Raw genomic sequence first — 19343 nt, forward strand, 5'->3', positions numbered from 1 at the left:
AATGAGCGGTCACGCGTTAGCGAAAGGGTCGGTCACGATGTACCGAAACGGGCGGTCACGATGGGCCGAAATACGCAATCAACGAAGCGCTGGATGATTCTGACGATCTCGCTGTTACCCTCGACCCCATTCAGAATAGCTACTTGATTCTGCTGGGAACCAAACGCGCTTTTATCGTCTCACCCAAAGATGTCGACAGTTTGGAATATGCCTCGGTGCGTGAGGCAGCCGAAGGCACGGCTGAGAAGCTTAGGCAGGTGGTGGCTGAAACTCAGGAGGCACGAAGTCTACGGTTGATTCTCAGAGCTCTTGGCACTGCGGCATTCGCCACAGCCATTTACTTTGTGCTGCTTTGGGGCATGGCCTATTTACGACGGAAACTGCTGGGGAAACTCCCCGAGTTGATGCATCGACACACCCGGACCTTAAGGGTCGGGCGAACCCAAGTGATCGACGCTAATTATCTATACCCACTGGTCAGTCGTTTGTTTGGGGCACTGCGTTGGGGCGTGATACTGCTGCTGACGTATGAGTGGTTGGGATTCGTCATGTCGCGCTTTCCATACACCCGACCATGGGGGGAAAGTCTCAACAAATACCTTCTGGAAGTCGCAGCTTATTTGCTGCAAGGCATAATGGATGCAATACCTGGAATGGGTGTTGCAGTGGCGATCTTTCTCATCGCGAAGGGTACAACCGCGTTCACTCGTCGAATAGTCCATCGCGTGGCCACCTCTGGGTCCTTCAGTTGGCTGAGCCATGAAACCCTCCGGCCGACCCAGCGCTTGACCTCGTTAGCAATCTGGTTGTTTGCCTTCGCCATGGCCTATCCCTATTTGCCGGGCGCCGGCACCGATGCCTTCAAAGGATTGTCGGTGTTGATCGGTTTAATGATCTCGCTCGGCGCGTCCAGCGTAGTGGGCCAAGCGGCTGCGGGTTTGATCCTGACCTACACTCGAACCTTGCGCCCGGGTGAGTTCGTGCGCATTGGCGAGTATGAAGGCACGGTCACAGAGCTGGGGACGTTCACAACAAGCATTCGTACTGGCCTTGGGGAAGTGCTGACTTTGCCCAACTCGATGATTACGGGCACCGTCACCAAAAACTATTCTCGAACCGTAAAAGGTGCTGGTTATGTAGTCGACACCGTTGTAACCATTGGCTACGACACACCATGGCGGCAGGTAGAGGGGATGCTACTGGAAGCCGCCAAGCGTACCCCGGGTGTTCAGGAGGACCCGCCACCTCAAGTGTTTCAAACGGCATTATCAGACTTCTACCCGGAATACCGGCTGGTTGCCCAGGCGATTCCCAGCCTGCCGCGACCCCGTGCGGTACTGCTCAGCATACTGCACGCCAACATCCAGGATGTATTCAACGAGTACGGCGTACAAATCATGTCACCGCACTATTTGGGTGATCCGCGCGAAGAGAAGAAAGTACCCAAAGAAAAGTGGTTCACGGCACCCGCACTTCAACGGAAGGACACTTGATCTTACTCAAAGGAAGTCTGTGACATGCTCGAATTTATGTTGCACGCCCTGCGTTCCAACCCGGAAATTGCGGTATTCCTCGCCATTGCGCTGGGCGTTTTTATCGGCCGTATTCGAATCGGCAGCTTTCATCTAGGTTCAGTGGCTGGTGCGCTGTTGATGGGGCTATTGATCGGTCAGATCGGCCTGGAGGTACCCGCCGGGATGAAGTCGGTATTTTTTGTGATGTTCATTTACGCCGTCGGTTTCAAGAGCGGACCGGAGTTTTTCGGCAGTCTTAATCGCGGCACCCTGAAATTGGTGGTGCTTTCTGTAGTCCTGTGTGCAACGGCGCTGGGATCAATTCTATTGATGTACGCCTTCTATGATTTCGACGCAGGTTTTACTGCCGGGCTCGGCGCCGGGGCGTTGACCGATACGGCAATCATGGGGACAGCGAGCAGCGCCATCAATCAATTGGCAATCGATGCTGCGGCCAAGGCCGAACTCAACAGCCACATGGCAATCGCCTATGCGATTACTTATTTGTTCGGCACCATTGGCCTAATTGTCTTCGTGGGCAGTGTTGCTCCGAAGTTGCTAGGTGTCGACCTCAAGGTATCTGCTCGCGAACTGGAACTGGAATTGGGCATTGCCAATGATGAAGACGCAATCACTGTGCCTTACACGCGCATCGTGGTGCGCGCGCACCAAGTGATTACCAACGGTTCTGCAGATGGCCAGCGCGTTGCCGATTTAGAAGGGCAGCACCAGTCGCTGACAATCGAACGTGTAGTGCGCGTCGGCGTGGTGATAGAGCGTGATGAGGAGTTCGTCCTCAAGGCAGGGGACATTGTTGGGGTTTATGCCCCGCGAGAAGAAGTCGGTACGCTCACCGAATGGATAGGGCCGGAAATGGACCATCCCGAATCCTTGTCATTCCCGACTCGTCAGGTGGACATTGTGCTGACCTCGCCGGAGTTTGCTGGCAAAACTATCCATGAGGCTCGAGTCAGGCTGGCCAGTACTCAACGCCTCGGTTGTTTCGTCAACACCATTACCCGTCAGGGCTACGACTTGCCTTTGTTGCCCAATACCGTATTGCGTCGAGGCGACGTGATTACTCTTACGGGCCGCACCACCAGTGTCGAAGCGTTAGCCGATCGATTGGGAAGGATTCGAGAGAACAACTACAAAAGTGATATCGCAATGCATACGTTGGGTATGGTGGTAGGGTCATTACTTGGCCTGCTAACTACCCATGTCGGAATGATTCCCGTGGAGCTAGGCGTTGGAGGTGGAGTATTGGTCACTGCCCTGGTGATTGGATGGTTCAACTCACGGTATCCTGAAATCGGCGCGTTGCCACCGGCTGCACAATGGGCATTTTCAGAGTTCGGATTGACCGCGTTCGGTGCGGTGGTGGGCTTGCTGGCCGGACCGGCTGCGTTTGCGGCGATGAAAGAGCACGGGATATCGTTGCTGCTGTCCGGCGCTGTGGTAACGATCCTGCCGCCGCTGGTGGCACTGTACTTCGGTCGCTATGTACTGCGCTTGCATCCGATGATTCTATTTGGAGCCCTGGCCGGAGCGCAGACCGAAGCAGCATCGATGAACAAAATCATCGAGCAATCCGGGAGCAACACTCCAGTAATTGGTTTTACCGTTTGCTACGCGATTTCCAATGTGTTGTTGGCAGTGTGCGGTCCGATCATCATCTTTGTGGTAGCCGGTTAAGCAATAGGCTAGAAACCTTTAGAGTACTTTACGGAAAGGATTTGTCAGAAGGGGCGGGTGGAGTCGCGATAAAGCGGCATCCACCACCCCTACGAAATCGCACGAGCGAAAACACCATATCTGTCCTGCCAGGTTATTTACCTGGACTCGCAAAGCCAAGTACGGTGATCACTGGATTTTGAGTGAACGGGGTGTTGTCAGCGTAAGCGTCCGGCGAAGTCATCTATTTTTATGCCGGCTGTGCAGCGATATATGTTCGGCGACGATCATGAACTTGTTCCAGGCCGCCCGGCACAGTCATTGAATTTATCCGGATACGGTGAGTCATTGGCGTTAGACGAACCTGCATGGAGAATCTAAAGATGACCGCCCCCCAACAAACGCGCCAAGCTCTACCGCATGGTCATGCCCGAACACGTATGTCCTTTTCGGGCTTAAGTCCCGTGACCTGCTCAAGCGCGAGGGTTATAACGTCGATGACCATTGGCTGCGCACATGCGAACAAACCGATGATTTCAAGCGTGGGGTAGGCGTGGACACCACCCCGAAGTCACTCAATACCGCCCGATGTTTACGGTATTTGCCGTGGCCCTGTTGATGGCACTGGCCAGTGTGTATGCCGCCTTCGGCACGCTGTTTAGCGGGCGGGTAATCGAATGATTCCCAGCCATGAGCATGACCCTGTTAAGTATGACTCAGGGCGTGCACCTATATCTTTTGACATAAGTGGCGACCGACTTGCGAATCTCCACCCTTGCGTCATCTGCGCTCCCCCAACGCCCCATCTTCAGCCATTTGCCTGGTTCCAGCGCCTTGGAGTATTCGAAGTAATGCTGGATCTGGGCGATCAACAGTACAGGAAAGTCTTCCCATTCCTTCACGTTAGCGTACATAGGGCTGAGCTTCTCGTGAGGTACCGCGACGATGATGGCTCCGGTGCCAGTTCTACCTGTAGTGTAGATCACGCCTACTGGCCGGCTGCGAATTACAACACCAGGCGATACTGGGTAAGGGCAAATCACCAGTACGTCGAGAAGGTCGCCATCATCACTCAGCGTATTTGGAATAAATCCGTAGTAGGCCGGATAGAGCGGCGATGTACTGATGAAGTGGTCGACGAAAATCTGCCCACTTAATTTGTCCACCTCGTAATTAACTGGAGAATGGTTTGCGGGAATGTCGACAACTGTAAAAAAATCATCGGGAATCTCGTTGCCTGCTCTAATATCCTCATAACTCATTTTGCACCTCAATGATTTAATAAGGTCGCCCGTTAATTCCATTCAGCTTGCAATACTCCTCCCATTCCATTTCTACCATTTCTGCCACCTCTCGATGAAATTCTATGGTCATGCATTTCAGCTCTTCGGGTGACTCTGAAATCAGGGTAAGAGTTAATTCCCACACCTCGATCCCCAGACGCGTGGCCTCTTCTTCGAAGGCTGACTCGATGCACTGTTGTTTTTCATCCTCACTCAGTCCCTTAACGGCGTCATTAAGTGCTGAATCGCCCTTGAAGAACTTCGACAGTGCTAGATCTCTTCGCAAGTCATCGGAGTTCATCGGATGCTCCAGCTTCGTGAGTCGCCCGAGGATTTCCACCTCGATGCGAGGTAGCGTCGGCCCCGGTCATGCAATCGCAGGTTCATCAAACCAACCGAGGACTGTTCTATAAAAAAATAGATGCATTGAGTCCCACCAACGTATCCACCAAACACCTGGTTCACCGTCTTCCAATGCTATCAATGGCAGGCTCCCAAGTTTCTGCTCAGCATCGTACAAATCCAGTTTTCCAACGATGGTGCCAGCAGAAATAGGCGCTTCGAGTGGGCCGTCAATCTTCAGCCGTGTCTCTACTTCACGGTTTTCATTCTTGGGCAAGGTGAGGGTCAGATCGTCCAGCAATCCCACGGCGATCAATCGTTCTTTGCCTTTCCAGAGCGCAGACCACGTGAGTATCTCCCCTGCTTTTTTGTAGGTTTGGGTATCAAAGAAGCGAAAGCCATAACCCATGAGTTTTTCCGTCTCTGCCGTGCGTTTATGTGCGCTGCTAGCGCCAAAAATCACACTGATCAAGCGTCGCCCGGCTCGGTGCGACGAAGCCACCATGCAATAACCGGCGGCCTCGGTATGGCCAGTTTTCAATCCGTCAAAGCTTGCATCGCGCCATAAAAGTAGATTGCGATTGGCTTGCCGAATACCGTTCCAGGAAAAGTGTTTCTTGGAGTAAAGGGCGTAGGAGTTAGCCCCTTGGCTGATGATTGCGCGGGCCAACAAAGCCATATCGCGAGCAGATGAATAATGCTCTGGATCAGGCAGCCCGGTGGAGTTCATAAAGTGTGTGTTACCCATGCCTAATACGGATGCGGTGGAATTCATCATCCCGACGAAGGCTGCTTCGCTTCCGGCTACATGTTCGGCGAGTGCAACGCTTGCGTCATTGCCAGAGTCGATGATCACACCGCTCAGCAAGTCGTGAACTGAAACCGAACTGCCCGGGTCAAGAAACATTCGTGAACCACCCGTACGCCAGGCATTTTCGCTAACGGTGCTGCTGTCATCAGCCTTCAGGTTCCCGGCCTTGATTTCACCTGTGGTGACATACGCGGTCATCATTTTTGTCAGGCTTGCGGGGGGTAATCGCATTTCGCTGTTGTGACTGGTAATCACGCTACCCGTAGCCGCGTCGATCAGTATCCAGGCTTTAGCCCCGAGCTTTGGAGGGGCTGGGATCATTGTCCCAGGTGAGTGGGTTTCAGCCAGCGCAGGGTTAGCCAAAACTACAGGCATTAGGCAGAACATGGTTAACACAAGCAGGGACAGCAGGTATTTCACAAGGAAGACGCCTTGGATCAGCAGAATGTGCTGCAAAGCTAGCTCTCAGGGCTGGGGGCCTCAAATTAAGTTGGATTAAGTTAAATTTAATGTGCAGATGTCGATGAATCCGCAATCAACTGAAAATTGTCGGGCAGATAATCAAGACACGGGTACCGCTATGCATGGCGGTAGGCTGAATATCCAGCGTGTAGCCATGTAATTTTACGATGGCCGCGACCAGGGATAACCCGAGGCCATGGCCGGGTTGCATTCTGCTGGCGTCCCCTCGATAGAGCCTGCGAATGACGTGGGTGCGGTCTGTCTCGGGTATGCCAGTCCCATCGTCAGCGACTTCAATGACGACCGCTGAATCCTTGATACTACCCCGCAATTTTATGTGGCCTCCCTCTGGAGTAAATTTGATGGCGTTATCGAGCAAGTTGACCAAGGCTTCAAACATCAACGAAGAGTCGCCATACAACTGAGGCAGGTCATTGGTAATTTCCAGGGATAGCGTCTGGGAGCGATCGAGCGCCAAAGGCTCATAGAATTCATACGCTTGCTGTAACAGCGCCATGATTTGGAATGGTGCAAAAGCCGAGCGGCGACGAATGTCGTCGAGTTCAGCAACCCGAAGCAACCCTTGAAATCGAACCATGATCGATTCGCTTTCCTCAAGGGCTTGATTCAATGTTTGCTCGTGATCACTGTCCATAGGCAGTTGCTGGAGCTGATAGAGTCTTGCACGCAGCCGTGTGAGTGGCGTACGCAGATCGTGGGCGACACCATCACAGACGCTTTTGACCTCATGCATCAGTTGCTCGATATGATCAAGCATCGTATTCACTGCGCTTGCCAGCATATCCAATTCATCGCGGCGGGTGGATAAGGGTAAGCGCTCCGACAAGTTGCCTGAAACGATACTCTCGGTACAAAGTTGTAGGCGTTTGACACGGCGTAGCGGCAGACGCCTCAACAAATACCAACCAATCAATCCGGGGATGAGTGTTAACGAAAATCCCCACAGTAGTGCCTGCTCGATAATCCCGCCAACGGCTAAAATCGAGCCGCCGTCACGCGCCAGGATAAGAATATGCCCGTCGGGGCGACGTGCTAACAGGGCATAACTGCTTCTGGTTTCCTTGTCAGGCAACGCAATGCTCAGTCCGCGCTCAAGATAATGAACCTTGCCATCATCGGGCAAACTGGAGCGCAATTTGAGCAGGTCTCCAGCAATGTGTGTGCCGTCGGAAGTGAACAATCCATACGCATCGATTCCGGGCGTTGAATAGGCTTCACTGGCAGCCAGTTCTTTCACCAGTTTTTTGTCATCGATTTTTTGATAGTAGTGGGCACGCTGCAATAATGTCCGCTCTGCGACGGTTCCCAGGTAGTGGGAGATTTCCCAGTACAACACCCCGGTGAAAAGAGCGCTCCAAACCACAAAAAATACGGCGTAGAACCCGATCAATCGACTACCGGATGAGCGCCATTCCTCAGTCTTTGGTAGCAAGGACATAGCCGGCACCGCGTATCGTATGAATGACGGGAGTACCTTCATCGCCTTCAAGCTTTTTGCGCAGACGACCAATGTGAACATCGATGATGTTCGTCCCAGGGTCGAAGTGATAACCCCAGACCTCTTCAAACAGCATGGTTCGGGTGACCAACTGACCGGCATTGCGCATCAGGTAATTTAGCAGCTTGAACTCGGTCGGTAGTAGCAGGATGTGTTCGTCATTGCGAGTCAGTTTGTGCTCAACCAGATCCAGTCGCAGGTTTCCGCAGCTAAGTTGCGGATGGCTTGTGCCTGCACTGGTGCGTCGAAGCAACGCGTCAAGACGTGCAACCATCTCGATAGCAGAAAAGGGTTTTGTCAGATAGTCATCGCCGCCAGCCCGCAGGCCCTGAACGCGCTCATCGACGTCTGAAAGTGCGCTGATCATCAGGACCGGTGTTTGAATCCCTAGACTACGCAACGTACTGACAATGGTCAGGCCATCAAAATCGGGAAGCATACGATCCAGGGTAATGGCGTCGTAACCTCCTGCAATCGCCAGTGCCAGCCCGTCGCGCCCAGTTGCAGCCCATTTCGAACTGAAACCGTGGCGTTGGAGTTCCGCGATGATGACTTCCGCCGTTACCTTGTCGTCCTCTATAACCAGTGCGCAACTCATACCATCCTCCGATTCAGCCTGCCTCTAAGGCTTGCGACTCAATGCCGAGAGCCTAGGGAGGTCTACCTTAGTGACCAGCGTTGCGGTCGAAGATTAAATTTTCTTAACACACCTTAACCTTGTTGCCTGCCAAAGCACGGATATATTCACGACAGATGTGCCCCACACCGGAAGGAGGGAAAGCATGACCCCTTATTTGGCGTTCTTTTTGTTGGCCTTTGGTTTGGTGTGTACCTACGCAAGTCGGGTCACTGCGTGAAACAATCGGTGTGACTGATGTGGAGCTGGGGCTATCAACGAGTCTCTTGCAACCAATGAATTCTTACCGATGTCAATTGTGTATGGATGCAAATCAATGCTCGGTTTCCGCCGTTGGAGCCCCTATGACTCGGCAAGAAGAGTTTTTAGCAAAAGCGTTGGAAATACACCATGAGTACGAACAGGCGACAGCTGTCATCCTCGACATGATGAGTAAAAACATGGCCCGGGGCCCTGAGTGGGACGCTGCTGTCGCCAGGCAGCTCGCAACGCTTGACACTTGGATGGAGTTGCCGAGAGGTTATGGAGACTTCCGGGCTGACCACTGATCGCCCACATTTTGCATAGGCCAGATCATGGGCGTTCACACACAGGTGTGGAGTTCTCGGGTGAGTGGTCACACGGTTTCAGCGTCTCGTGTGATATACGCCTCGTTCACCTTATTCCATAGAGAATTGTAATTCTCCTGCGTGAGGTATTTTGCTACACGCCAGGCTGTCGAATCGTCCGCGCGATAGGATTTAGTGGCTTTCACGACCGGTCGGTAGTGCCAACTACCGTTTTCCAACCGGACGTTTTCAGGAACTTCCATTCCCGCAACATTGCCCTGGATACTGGCTCCCTCCATTACCAGTCCTTGCTTAGTGACGCGGTAGTCCTCCTCCCAACGGACCTTCTCGATGGTGTGGTTCCACGCCAATGTGAACTTCGAAATGGGTAACTGGGCCCAGACGACACCGGCCAGGCCCAGGCACAATCCAATCATGCGTTAGCCGTACCGATCTGCTTCGACCGCCCCAGGTGTTGAAGGACTACCAGCAGCCCAAGTGCGAAGCCAACTTCATCGGTCAGCGGCAAAGCAACTATCAACAGCGCACCTGCGCCAACACTCAAGAAGCGTTCCCATAGCGCCATCTTCTGCTGCAAGTAACCCGTTGACGCCATTCTCCACAGACCGACCGCCAACGTGGTCTTGATCAGCATGTAGGCAGTCATCCATAGACTGTCACCTTGCAACATGAGCGCCGGGTTTTAGACGGCCATGAACGGAGTGATGAATCAAGCGAGCGCAACACGGACTGCCCATAGGCTGATCTTGAATCCGGTCTCCTTCGCAATCGGTGCAGCGGCAAAGCAGGCGAGGGCCACCGGTGGCGTCAGGTCGGCGAGGATGCCGAAATAGAACACGAACATGTGTGACACGATCAGGGTACACCCAGTTCCATTCCCAGCTGGAAGAATCCAGTGCAAAGAATGCCCAGGGCGATCCAGAATGCACAGCGCAGCCCAAAACCATGCACTCTGAGAATGATCGCCGAGCCAAGAATCCCGATCGCCGTCAGTGCCAGCCCGACCCCGCCGGCAAAAGCCGCCCGGTAACCAAAGCGCTTCATCAGCGGGATCGTGAATTGTCCTGTCGTCACGACGTTGGCAATCCCCGACCCAGTAATGGGGCGCCCGGGTGCATTGCTATCGGCAGGTTTTTGGCTGCATTTTCCAGCTTGATGTCCTCGGCCGCCGAATGAGAGTTGCCCAGTCGGGTCAGGTTTTCGAACAACAGCTTGGTCATTTCATAAGCCACTTCATCGGACAAGTCGGCACGCGTTACCAGAATATTAGTGATCGCCACCGTCGGTACCGCTTCAGGTTGCCCACCCGTTTTTTGTAGGCTCCCATGGCAGCGGCATTCCCCAAGTGATCGCTGCTACGCGCCAGGCGCATCAAGGCAAACGCGTCGACAAACTGGTGTCGCTGCATATTGCCTTTGCCAAGATAGGCCTCGGTACGCTGGCGCTGACGGGTGACTTTTCCGCTGGACGTGAAGAGCCGCCAGTGCAAGTCGCCGCCTCGATCATGCATTTTTTCCACCGTTATCTGCCTAATGCGCGAATCATCCGCAGCGAAGATCTCATTCTGGCTGGAGGGGCGGCAGGTATCGCAGCAGCCTTCAATACACCGCTAGCCGTTGTAGCCTTTGCCGTCGAGGAGTTGGGGCGCAAGCTGGAGACTCGCACTAGCGGGGTTTTGCTTAGCACGATCATTCTGTCGGGGATGGTCGCCATCGCCTTGCAGGGTAACTACAATTATTTCGGTCACTTCGATATTCACGAAATCGGTCTGGATATCATCGTCCCGGTCGTGGTGACCGGCATTGGTTGCGGGTTGCTGGGCGGATTGTTCAGCCGGATGCTGCTGTGGCCTCAACGTCATCATCGATTCGTCCTCTGGGAATGGCGGCGCGTGCATCCCGTCTGGTTTGCCGGCGCTTGTGGGATGATAGTGGCGATTCTGGGTTGGTTGAGTGGCGGCATGTCATTTGGCAGTGGCTACGGGATCACGTCGCAGATCATCGTGTCCGATGTCGGCCTGCCGTGGCGCGCGCCGATCACCCGTTTTCTTGCGACGGTAGTGACATACTTCTCCGGTATTCCGGGCGACATTTTTGCCCCGTCCCTGGCCGTTGGCGCCGCGGTAGGTGAGAACGTCGCGGACTTCTTTGGTTTGGCGGCGCAGCCGATTATTGCGCTGTGCATGGTCGGTTTTCTCACCGCTGTAACACAGTCTCCGATCACTTCCGCGATCATTGTGATGGAGATGATCGACAGCCATGGGATGGTCATCAGTCTCTTGGCAGTGGCATTGATTGCCAAAGCAGTCAGTGCGCGGATGGGGCCCGAGTTGTACCAGCAACTGGCTCGCGGCTTTCTGCAATCACCGGATAATGACTCCGCAACACGAAAATCAAATCGATAGGTTGTTTTTGTGAACCAGGGTTCGATCCAGTGCACTGAGCTTCGCTTTGTCTTCGGACATTGTGAGCGCATGCTCTGCCCGCTTGAGTAAAAGGGTCATATGTCTGGCACAGGGATTCTTGAAAATATCCGGATTGATCTGGGCCAGACTGATCAGTGCCTTCATCATTCGAAGGTCCACTTCAATCAAGCTCGCGCCATCTCTGGCGATGGGGGCAAAAAAGTCATCGAACAGATCATCGACGTCCAGTCCGCGCAGGAAGACTCGCTCGCACCCGGAATCTACATGCTCGATCTCCCCTGGTGGCTTACCCCAACAGGTGAGACTCCTGACACCGCGACCGAGTACGTCAATTGCAGTTCCGGGGTCATTGACCGCAGGTGACAAGGCGCGTGAGGCAATCTCCGACAGCACCGAAAGCCCGAACCGGGGATCGTGCTCAAAGGTTCGTCGTACGCCAATGGTCAACGCGCCAAGGATCTTTTCAGTGCAGGCTTCCAGTTCTTCGACGCGCTCATTGCTTAAAATCGCGACGCGGGCTAAGCGCATGTCTTCATGTACAAAGGTGCCAGGAAGAATATCGAGATAAATCTGCGTCTCGTGCTCTTCAGCAATTGCCCCTAAGGCATGTACATCGATGTGTTGGACATACCCGGTCTGAAGGCTGGTGATGGCTCTCGTTGAGTATGGAACAATTCCGTCGGTAGGGTAGGCGACTCCCCCCAGATAAGGCCATTTGACCCGATTGTTGATCGCATTGATGGTGGCCTCTTCGACGCGATCAATGGTTTCACCCACCCGTCCCAGTCTCGATAGGTGATCGATCCAACGCAGAAGTGTGTACACGATCAAAATCACTACGGCGATGGTCACCGCAAAAAGCAAAACCCTTCCCTGCGCGCCATAGACACCAGTGCTTAATGCAATGATCCCAACCAAGCTGAATAGAAATGAACCGATAAAGGTAGCGAGCGCATTTTGGGTCGTGCTGTCTTCCATCACCAATGTGGTGGCGCGGGGTGTGACACCACTACTTGCGGCACCATAGGCGGCCACCATGGTGCTTAGCGAAAAGGTGGTAACGGCGAGCATGCTGGAGGCGATGATGCCCAGAATCTTGTCAACGGCGTCGGCGCCGATACGCGCGGGCAGTGAGGCGGGAATGTAGTCCTTGAAGACAACGGCGAGCAATGCGGTCGCCACCCCCAGGACAGAAAACAAGCTGGCTCTGACCCAAAGCCGTTTAGTCATCTGATGCAGTAGCCAGCGCCAACGAGCAATCATCGTCAATACCCTCTCTAGCGACGTCATTGAGCCAGGACGCATATTCGGGTCTGCCGATGCAGCAACCCAATTACCTTTGATGGAGTGCCATTGTCGGCGGAAGGTTCATTGCCGGAGTCATTTGCTTCCCATCGGCAAGCTACTTATCATCGAGCTGGGTGCGTTGCTGCATACGGCACATCGCAGGTTAATGCTCAAACGCTGGTCGGGCCGCTAGCGGAGAGTCAATGTGCCTGATCAAAACTCGGCGTCCCCCTCTATTCCGCGTCCCCAGCTGTTGACCGCTCGCGCGCTGACTGCGATTGAGCAGTTTTCTCATATCGAAGCCGTCAGTGGTGTGGTGCTTTTACTCGCGGCATTGGTTGCGCTGATTTGGGCGAACAGCCCGATTGCCGATTCTTACGAGCATTTCTGGAATACCCAGCTCACATTGGGACTAGGTGACTTCAAGGTCGCGTGCTCATTGCACTTTTTGGTTAATGACGGGTTGATGGCGATATTCTTCCTCGTGGTTGGCGCGGAGATACGCCAGGAAATTCATGACGGCGCGCTCGCGAATTTAAAGTTGGCGACCCTGCCTCTAGGCGCCGCATTGGGCGGAGTCTTGGTGCCGGCGATCATCTACATGCTGTTCAATCATGGAACCGAGGCCAGTGCAGGTTGGGCCGTACCGACGGCCACCGATATTGCATTCGCAGTAGGTGTACTCGCACTCCTGGGGAAGTCTATTCCGGGGGGGATTCGTGTGTTGCTGTTGGCGCTGGCCATTATCGACGACATTGTCGCCATCCTCATCATCGCCGTGTTCTATACCTCGACCCTCAATTATCTCGGTTTGGGGGTGGCGTTGAGCGGTCTGGCACTGGTGTTGGCTTTTCAGCGAATGGGGATCAGCAAGGCCTACGTGTACATACTGCCTGGTGCAATTGTTTGGTTGGGTCTCTTGAAAACCGGTGTGCACCCAACGCTCGCGGGGGTGATTCTCGGGCTGATGACGCCGGTCATCTCCAAACCTGCCACGGAACGCCCGCTGGACACCATAGGGCGCACGTTTCATGAACTGATGGATCGACTTGCCCAATCCGGGAGTAGTGCGCAGGCAGTGGCGACACCGCTCAAACAACTCCGACACGCTGAGCGGGAAATATTGCCTCCTGTGCAGCGAGTGCAGGCGGGATTGCATTCATGGGTCGCGTTTGGGGTCATGCCACTTTTTGCATTGGCTAACGCTGGGGTGAGTCTGGAGGGCAATAACCTGGGCGATGCGGTTTCCCTGAATGTGTTCATTGGGGTGGTACTGGCGCTGGTGCTGGGTAAGCCTATGGGAATCATTTTGGCCAGCGTAACCCTCGTCAAATTCAACATTTGTGAGCTACCCCAGGGGGTGACTTGGGTGGGTGTTGGCCTGGTGGGACTGTTGGCTGGCATCGGATTCACCATGTCCATTTTCATTGCGTCGTTAGCGTTTCCTGATCCGGCGTTACTCTCGGCAGCGAAACTCAGTGTTCTGGCGGCTTCTGCCTTGGCCGCACTCTTTGGATTGATCTGGGGGAAACTGAAGTACTGAGACTTTTAGCTATGTGCTAGTTTCATCGGTGCGATCACCACTGGGCGACGGCAGCCCGGCCATTGCTCGATTGAGTTTACATCCTGCCGGTGGTGTAGCTGATGAGGAGTCGTGGCGTTGAATCAATGATCACTGTGCGGAAAGTCGAAGCAGCCTATCGTCGCAACCTCTTTTCACGAGTCGAGTGCTTTACAAAATGGCCTTTGGCACTATCCGCGGCCTGTGCTTTGTTGTCAGTTCTCCATCCCTCTCAGTTGGGGGCCGTTGAGGAGCATAGGTAAACCCGGCCTAGTGCCGGGTTTTTTGTACGCTGGATAAGTTTCGACAACTGACAGCGCGGGTCTTGGCTAGCTGTTTCTGATCGTTACCTGGCTGATAATAGGGACGTGGCTGTGTTTACACAGCGATTACGGCTGGTGGGATGCCTTTCGCATCGTAGCCGTCAACGTGACTTCGGTCGTCACGACAACGGGCATCGCAGTAGGTGACTACACACTGTGGGGCAGTTTTTCTGTGTTGTTGTTTTTCTACCTGACCTTCGTTGGTGGATGCTCAGGATCTACCGCTGGTGGCCTAAAAACTTTCCGCTTTCAGGTTGCTGCCGCGTTGCTCCTGAGTGGCTTGAAGCAACTGATCCATCCTCGCGCAGTGATCCAGAAAAAATACAACGGTCACCCGATTGATGAGGAAGTCCTGCGCTCGCTGTTGACGTTCTCATTTTTCTTCACCATCACCATCACCATCACCATTGCCGTGATCGCATTGGGATTGGCGTTGATCGGATTGGATTGGACGACGGCCTTGAGTGGGGCCGCCACTGCAGTATGCAATGTTGGGCCGGAGCTTGGCACGATCATTGGGCCTGCGGGCAATTCTGCTTCGTTGCCAGACACTGCAAAGTGGTTGCAGACCGTTGGCATGCTACTTGGGCGCTTGGAGATTCTGACGGTGCTGGTGATTTTGACGCCTGTGTTCTGGAGATATTGATCACTTTGCCTTGGATCCGCCAGCAGATCGTTTACCAGGTCGTAATGTCCGAGTGCGCAATAGCGGTCCTCTGCTCAAAATAAGAAACGGTCGTATTCCCAGCCACTGGCGCGATCGGCTGAATAGTTCACCAGATTGTAGGTCTTGAAGTCCTGAGCGTAGTTATTTTGCTGTCCGCCAGTGGATGGTCGGTGGCCATGGGGTCAGCCAAAACAGGAAGAGTTTGCTGGCTTCGTTACTCACCTTTGGCTTGCTCGTTGGCAGTGCTTCAAGCCAGGCCTCGGGTTGGTGCGATTCGGTCAAGGTGCTGAAGTTTGCCGGCCTGAACTGGGAGAGCGGGATGCTCCTGACCGACATCATGATGGGAGCAAGCACCTGGCGGTGTTCAAGGATCCGGAGGAACCGCCCAAAAGGCCGTTTCTACAGCCGATTTGTTGAACCAGAACCTGGCGCGGATGACCCAGGAGCGCATCGAATCGCTAAAGCTGGCAAGGATAATCCTCAAGGAGCACCCGGAAGCCTGGCACGCCTGGATCGATGAAGCCGCGGCAAAAAAAATCAAGGCAGCGCTCTAACCGGTCTCGAGGGCACGGATGCCCGCCGCTTATGTAACGTCGCGACACTCTCTCACTACTGATTTTTACCGCTTCTGCACAGAGGCGACTCCTTTGGGCGCTCAGGAAAAAGTCCATGATCAAATCACGAACTGCTGTCGCCTTCGCGTCGAACCAGCCTCTGCAAATCGTCGAAATCGATGCTGGTGCTAATCATCGTCACCGGCATCTGCCATACACGACGAAGGGGACCGGGTCCGCGAGTCTGGGCACCTAACGCCTATGCGGCTTACGCGCGAGACCTGGACGGTAACAAGCTGGCGGCGTACTCCTTCAAGGCTGCGTAAGCTGCATATTGCCGCGCCTGAACGACGCGGCCTCCTGAAATCAGCGGGCGTCCACGGAATCCGGGTTAGCTATCAAGCGACCAAACATCAAAACCCCACATCCAGCACCACACTGTCCAGATAACTCCCCGCTGGCGGTGTCGCCTGATCGGTGTAGATCTTCGCGTTGTAATTGAAGACCTGGCTCCCCGTCCCCAGTCCATTTCCGGGATTGACCTCGGCGTCAGAACTGGCCCGACGTGCAACAGGAAAGGTCCCACTGGGAAAGCTCGCTCGACCTGGTCGGCGAGCAAATAGGACATGGGCCAGGTCTTGCTTCGGGGCAAGTGGTGCAGGTGGGGCGCCAACGATGCGCTGTACATCAGGAAGCGAAGATTGATCACCAATGCGGTGACCACCGTGCTCGCCGTCGAAGAGATAATGCGGGCCTGTACGCCAGCCCTGGCTGCCCAGATCAAGCATCCTGAAGATCTCGCCAACGTGCGCTGTATCCCGGATGTGAGTGACTGGGAGGTATGGGCCCGCTCGGTCATGCCGACTCAGAAGTTCGTCGCCCGCGGCCCCGGTTTTTCCCTGTACTCCATCGCCGTGCAGCAAGCCCTGATGGCCGCGGGTGTGCTCATTGGTCGCCGCAGCCTCATCCAGCGGTATCTGGACAGCGGCGAACTGGTCGCACCGCTAGATCAATCGGTTGCACTTGGCATGGTCATCGCTTCCTGGAAGCTTCCAGGGGGCAAGGGCAACCGCATGGTGGCTGCGGTGGAGGATGCGCTGATGCAGTTGGCATAGATACGAATCGCTCCCCTCAGGTACACAAGTCTTGCGGTCGACACTTACTTCGCGAATTAAGATACAAGGCCGAGTGCAATTCACTGCTTGTAGCCAATCTGCCGCAACAGGTTCTTGCGCCACAGGATGTCGGCGTCGCCTTCAATGTCGTTGGCGCAGAAGCCATCCACTACGCCCAGGATTGCTCGCCCTTGATCCGTCTCGGCGAGAATCACTTCAGTCGGATTGGCTGTCGCACAAAAAATGCGGCATACCTCTGGCACCGTTTTTACGCTGTTCAATACGTTCAGCGGATAAAAACCGTCACTCAGGAAGATGATGAAACTATGGCCTGCGCCGATGGCCTTGGCATTTTTCTGTGCAAGTTCAATCATGGCGGTATCGGTGCCGGACCATCGCACCAGACATTTTCCCGAGGCCTCGCAAAAGGCCACGCCAAAACGGATACCCGGCGCGGCATTGACCAATGCTTCGTGGATATCCTCGACCGACTTGATGAAGTGCGTCTGACCCAGGATGAAGTTCGTATCTTCCGGCTTTTCGATTTTCAACGTGATGAGTTGCATCTCAAACGCCTCCTTTCACGAAGTTGCTGGCAGAGCTTTTCAGCGATGGGTTCGTAGCCTGGGGTTTTGCGAGGGCGGTGATTTATGCCACGCGTAGCCCTTCGCGCTGAGTTGAAAGGCGTAATCGAACAACCGCTTCATGTACTCGCCATCGAATTTTTGAGTGCGCGCTACGTTAAAGTCAGAGCCGATGTACGCCAGGTTGAAATGCGCTCCATCCTGCTGCGCCATGCGGTAGATTCGCTCCAGGTCGCTGATCCCCTGGGTTTGAATCAATGCACTGATGGCTCGGCCGCCGATGCTCAATGTACGGCGCTTGGTCCCGGACCATTGCGGCTCCAGCGTCCCGTTGCGAATGACATAGAAATGACGTTCGAGACGCAAGGGTACGCCAGCGGCCCTGTTGAGGCCCACGAGCGTGCCAGGTGGGTAAAGAAACACTTGAGTGATGACCCCGCCGTCCACGTGCATTTCATGAAACTGCTTGCCATCGACCTCCACATCGATCATCACGGGTGAGACAGCACCCGGAATGCTCATCGACGCGATCATGATGTTACGAAACAGGTCGAGCGCTCCCGGTGCCTGGCTTGCGGCAATGGCGCCCATGTTCCAGGTGACGGGTCGGCCTGCATCAAGGTCAGTGGTGCCGATCAGCAGGATCCTGCCCTTGGCGTATTGTGCGGCGATCGCCGCCACAATCTGCTCGGTGACGTATTTTGTAATGAGCCGCGACAGTGGCTTGCTGTCCGCTATGCCGTCGCTGGCAAGACGGGTCAGCACGTTTCGCGAATGAAAAATGTCTTTTGGACCGATTTCATTGCAGACGTGCCGGATCACGCTGTCGTATTCCGGCCCCAGGTAAGCGAACGGGGCGACCAGGGCACCCGCACTAATGCCCGTGACGACCTTGAAGATTGGCCGTGTGCCATGGGTGGTCCATCCAGCAATCAGTCCCGCTGCAAATGCGCCTGCATCGCCGCCACCAGAAACGGCCAGCATGCTGGCCGGCGGCAGGATATCGCTCGGCTTACCGGCCTTGGCGAGCACCTCGCTCTCACGTTTGTTGGATTGAATCGCATCCTGGATGAACGGCGTCAGGTCATGGTCCAGCCTGTAGCGAGCATCGGGAATGCCCGGGATGACCGCTTTTTCCGTCAAGGTGGGCGGAACAGCGTCACGGCGGGGCAGGCACGCTTGAAGAAATACGTCCAGGGTCGAGGTGCCGGGTTTGAGCGGGAATGGTTTCAAAACGCCTCCTCCAGTCCCCAAAGTCGACAGCAAACGAGTTCATCGTCCCCTTGGCCATGGCGCCCGATATGACTGGCACGCCCACTGGGCGAGACACGTCATTCGAACGCCAGGTAGCTCATTCTGCGCTCCTTTAAATGATAAGAAAACTCATTGGGCGCGCACCCTTCAGCGTTTGATCAGGGAAATCTTCGTGCCTTCGATACTGATGCCGGCCATCAGACCCTGTTGGTCGAAGATGAACGCGTACGCGTCGTCTTTCAGCGTCGAACTGGACAGGTTCTTGGCAACCCCTTCATCCACCACGACCACGGTTGGCCCTACGCCGATTTCCCAGCCTTTGGTTTCAGTGATGTATTTCACCGCTTTGTCGGTCATCAGGAAAACCACATAGCCATATGACTGGGCGCCTGCCTGCAGTCCCCAGGAGCCGCTGACGGAGTTGTAGTAATCCACGACCTTCGAGCCCTTCATCAACACGCCTTCGCCGTAGCTGCCGCCGAATACCAGGCCGGCCTTGATGATTTTCGGAAAGACCAGAACGGCCTTGGCTTTGTGCGAGATGGTTTCGGAAAAGGGATTGGTCTTGTAGAGCGTCTGCAACGCTTGCCGGGAGTCGGTATTGAGATCCTCGGCGGTGGCGGCACCTGCAGTGTTCAGGAAACTGGCCGATGCCAATGCTGCAACCGCGAGCACGGTTGTCAGGAATAACCGTATTGATTGAGTCATGTGCGTACTCCGATCAGGGAGCATTGGATGGCAGCAGCAGTCAGCGCCTGTGTC

General features: G+C 54.7%; 13 protein-coding genes and 9 pseudogenes. 9 read left to right on the plus strand and 13 right to left on the minus strand.

The window, feature by feature from the left end; genetic code table 11:
• Positions 1-68: 68 nt before the first annotated feature.
• Both AC3WWR_RS23465 and aspT read left to right on the plus strand, forming a co-directional pair.
• Positions 69-1493: pseudogene (locus tag AC3WWR_RS23465) on the plus strand (mechanosensitive ion channel family protein); the annotation flags it as partial.
• 24 nt (positions 1494-1517) lie between these two features.
• The gene (aspT, locus tag AC3WWR_RS23470) at positions 1518-3209 is read left to right on the plus strand and encodes an aspartate-alanine antiporter (RefSeq protein ID WP_492599116.1); all 1692 of its coding nucleotides are present in this window, start codon (positions 1518-1520) and stop codon (positions 3207-3209) included.
• A gap of 695 nt (positions 3210-3904) precedes the next feature.
• Here aspT and ppa read toward each other — a convergent pair.
• The 8 genes and pseudogenes from ppa to AC3WWR_RS23510 form a co-directional block, all read right to left on the minus strand.
• Entirely contained in the window at positions 3905-4450 is a 546-nt protein-coding gene (gene ppa, locus AC3WWR_RS23475; RefSeq protein WP_020797754.1) for an inorganic diphosphatase, read from the minus strand.
• Between the two features lie 16 nt (positions 4451-4466).
• Entirely contained in the window at positions 4467-4772 is a 306-nt protein-coding gene (locus tag AC3WWR_RS23480; RefSeq protein ID WP_020797755.1) for a DUF6388 family protein, read from the minus strand.
• Positions 4773-4838: 66 nt separating this feature from the next.
• A complete protein-coding gene (locus AC3WWR_RS23485; protein WP_487247562.1) occupies positions 4839-6011 on the minus strand; it encodes a D-alanyl-D-alanine carboxypeptidase family protein in 1173 nt (390 codons plus the stop codon).
• 148 nt (positions 6012-6159) lie between these two features.
• On the minus strand, positions 6160-7545 hold the full coding sequence (locus AC3WWR_RS23490) for a sensor histidine kinase (protein ID WP_492599117.1): 1386 nt from the start codon (positions 7543-7545) through the stop codon (positions 6160-6162).
• The gene (locus tag AC3WWR_RS23495; RefSeq protein WP_020797758.1) at positions 7523-8203 is read right to left on the minus strand and encodes a response regulator transcription factor; all 681 of its coding nucleotides are present in this window, start codon (positions 8201-8203) and stop codon (positions 7523-7525) included. Before AC3WWR_RS23495 ends, AC3WWR_RS23490 begins: the two co-directional genes overlap by 23 nt.
• A gap of 655 nt (positions 8204-8858) precedes the next feature.
• Positions 8859-9227 (minus strand): DUF1850 domain-containing protein, encoded by a 369-nt coding sequence (locus AC3WWR_RS23500; RefSeq protein WP_081648159.1) that lies wholly within the window; start codon positions 9225-9227, stop codon positions 8859-8861.
• Positions 9224-9972, minus strand: a pseudogene (locus tag AC3WWR_RS23505) (TRAP transporter large permease subunit); the annotation flags it as partial. The gene AC3WWR_RS23500 and the pseudogene AC3WWR_RS23505, both read right to left, overlap by 4 nt.
• Positions 9882-10115: pseudogene (locus AC3WWR_RS23510) on the minus strand (TAXI family TRAP transporter solute-binding subunit); the annotation flags it as partial. The pseudogenes AC3WWR_RS23505 and AC3WWR_RS23510, both read right to left, overlap by 91 nt.
• A gap of 5 nt (positions 10116-10120) precedes the next feature.
• Here AC3WWR_RS23510 and AC3WWR_RS23515 point away from each other — a divergent pair.
• Positions 10121-11215, plus strand: a pseudogene (locus AC3WWR_RS23515) (chloride channel protein); the annotation flags it as partial.
• Here AC3WWR_RS23515 and AC3WWR_RS23520 read toward each other — a convergent pair.
• Positions 11204-12499 (minus strand): DUF2254 domain-containing protein, encoded by a 1296-nt coding sequence (locus AC3WWR_RS23520; protein ID WP_020797764.1) that lies wholly within the window; start codon positions 12497-12499, stop codon positions 11204-11206. The pseudogene AC3WWR_RS23515 and the gene AC3WWR_RS23520 overlap by 12 nt on opposite strands.
• 229 nt (positions 12500-12728) lie before the next feature.
• Between AC3WWR_RS23520 and nhaA the strand changes: the two genes are divergently transcribed.
• The 5 genes and pseudogenes from nhaA to AC3WWR_RS23545 form a co-directional block, all read left to right on the plus strand.
• Positions 12729-14066: a Na+/H+ antiporter NhaA gene (nhaA, locus tag AC3WWR_RS23525; protein WP_020797765.1), complete on the plus strand. Its 1338-nt coding sequence runs from the start codon at positions 12729-12731 to the stop codon at positions 14064-14066.
• Between the two features lie 354 nt (positions 14067-14420).
• Positions 14421-15053, plus strand: a pseudogene (locus AC3WWR_RS23530) (potassium transporter TrkG); the annotation flags it as partial.
• A 365-nt stretch (positions 15054-15418) separates the two neighbouring features.
• Positions 15419-15628: pseudogene (locus AC3WWR_RS23535) on the plus strand (histidine ABC transporter substrate-binding protein); the annotation flags it as partial.
• A 115-nt stretch (positions 15629-15743) separates the two neighbouring features.
• A pseudogene (locus tag AC3WWR_RS23540) lies at positions 15744-15846 on the plus strand (hypothetical protein); the annotation flags it as partial.
• 12 nt (positions 15847-15858) lie between these two features.
• A pseudogene (locus AC3WWR_RS23545) lies at positions 15859-15954 on the plus strand (VOC family protein); the annotation flags it as partial.
• A gap of 278 nt (positions 15955-16232) precedes the next feature.
• Here the strand turns inward: AC3WWR_RS23545 and AC3WWR_RS23550 are convergent.
• Positions 16233-16352, minus strand: a pseudogene (locus tag AC3WWR_RS23550) (AzlC family ABC transporter permease); the annotation flags it as partial.
• On the opposite strand from AC3WWR_RS23550, the gene AC3WWR_RS23555 reads away from it, so the two are divergent.
• Positions 16330-16743, plus strand: a complete 414-nt coding sequence (locus AC3WWR_RS23555; RefSeq protein ID WP_020797770.1) for a type 2 periplasmic-binding domain-containing protein — start codon at positions 16330-16332, stop codon at positions 16741-16743. The pseudogene AC3WWR_RS23550 and the gene AC3WWR_RS23555 sit on opposite strands and share 23 nt — an antisense overlap.
• Positions 16744-16823: 80 nt before the next feature.
• On the opposite strand, the gene AC3WWR_RS23560 is transcribed toward AC3WWR_RS23555, so the two are convergent.
• The 3 genes from AC3WWR_RS23560 to AC3WWR_RS23570 all read right to left on the minus strand — a co-directional run bounded on the left by AC3WWR_RS23560 (position 16824) and on the right by AC3WWR_RS23570 (position 19289).
• A complete protein-coding gene (locus AC3WWR_RS23560) occupies positions 16824-17309 on the minus strand; it encodes an adenosine-specific kinase (RefSeq protein WP_454865768.1) in 486 nt (161 codons plus the stop codon).
• Between the two features lie 39 nt (positions 17310-17348).
• Positions 17349-18560: a patatin-like phospholipase family protein gene (locus tag AC3WWR_RS23565; protein ID WP_020797772.1), complete on the minus strand. Its 1212-nt coding sequence runs from the start codon at positions 18558-18560 to the stop codon at positions 17349-17351.
• Positions 18561-18728: 168 nt separating this feature from the next.
• Positions 18729-19289 (minus strand): lipid-binding SYLF domain-containing protein, encoded by a 561-nt coding sequence (locus tag AC3WWR_RS23570; RefSeq protein ID WP_179056836.1) that lies wholly within the window; start codon positions 19287-19289, stop codon positions 18729-18731.
• Positions 19290-19343 lie beyond the last annotated feature (54 nt).

The sequence above is a fragment of the Pseudomonas sp. EB271-G4-1 genome, assembly GCF_058791355.1.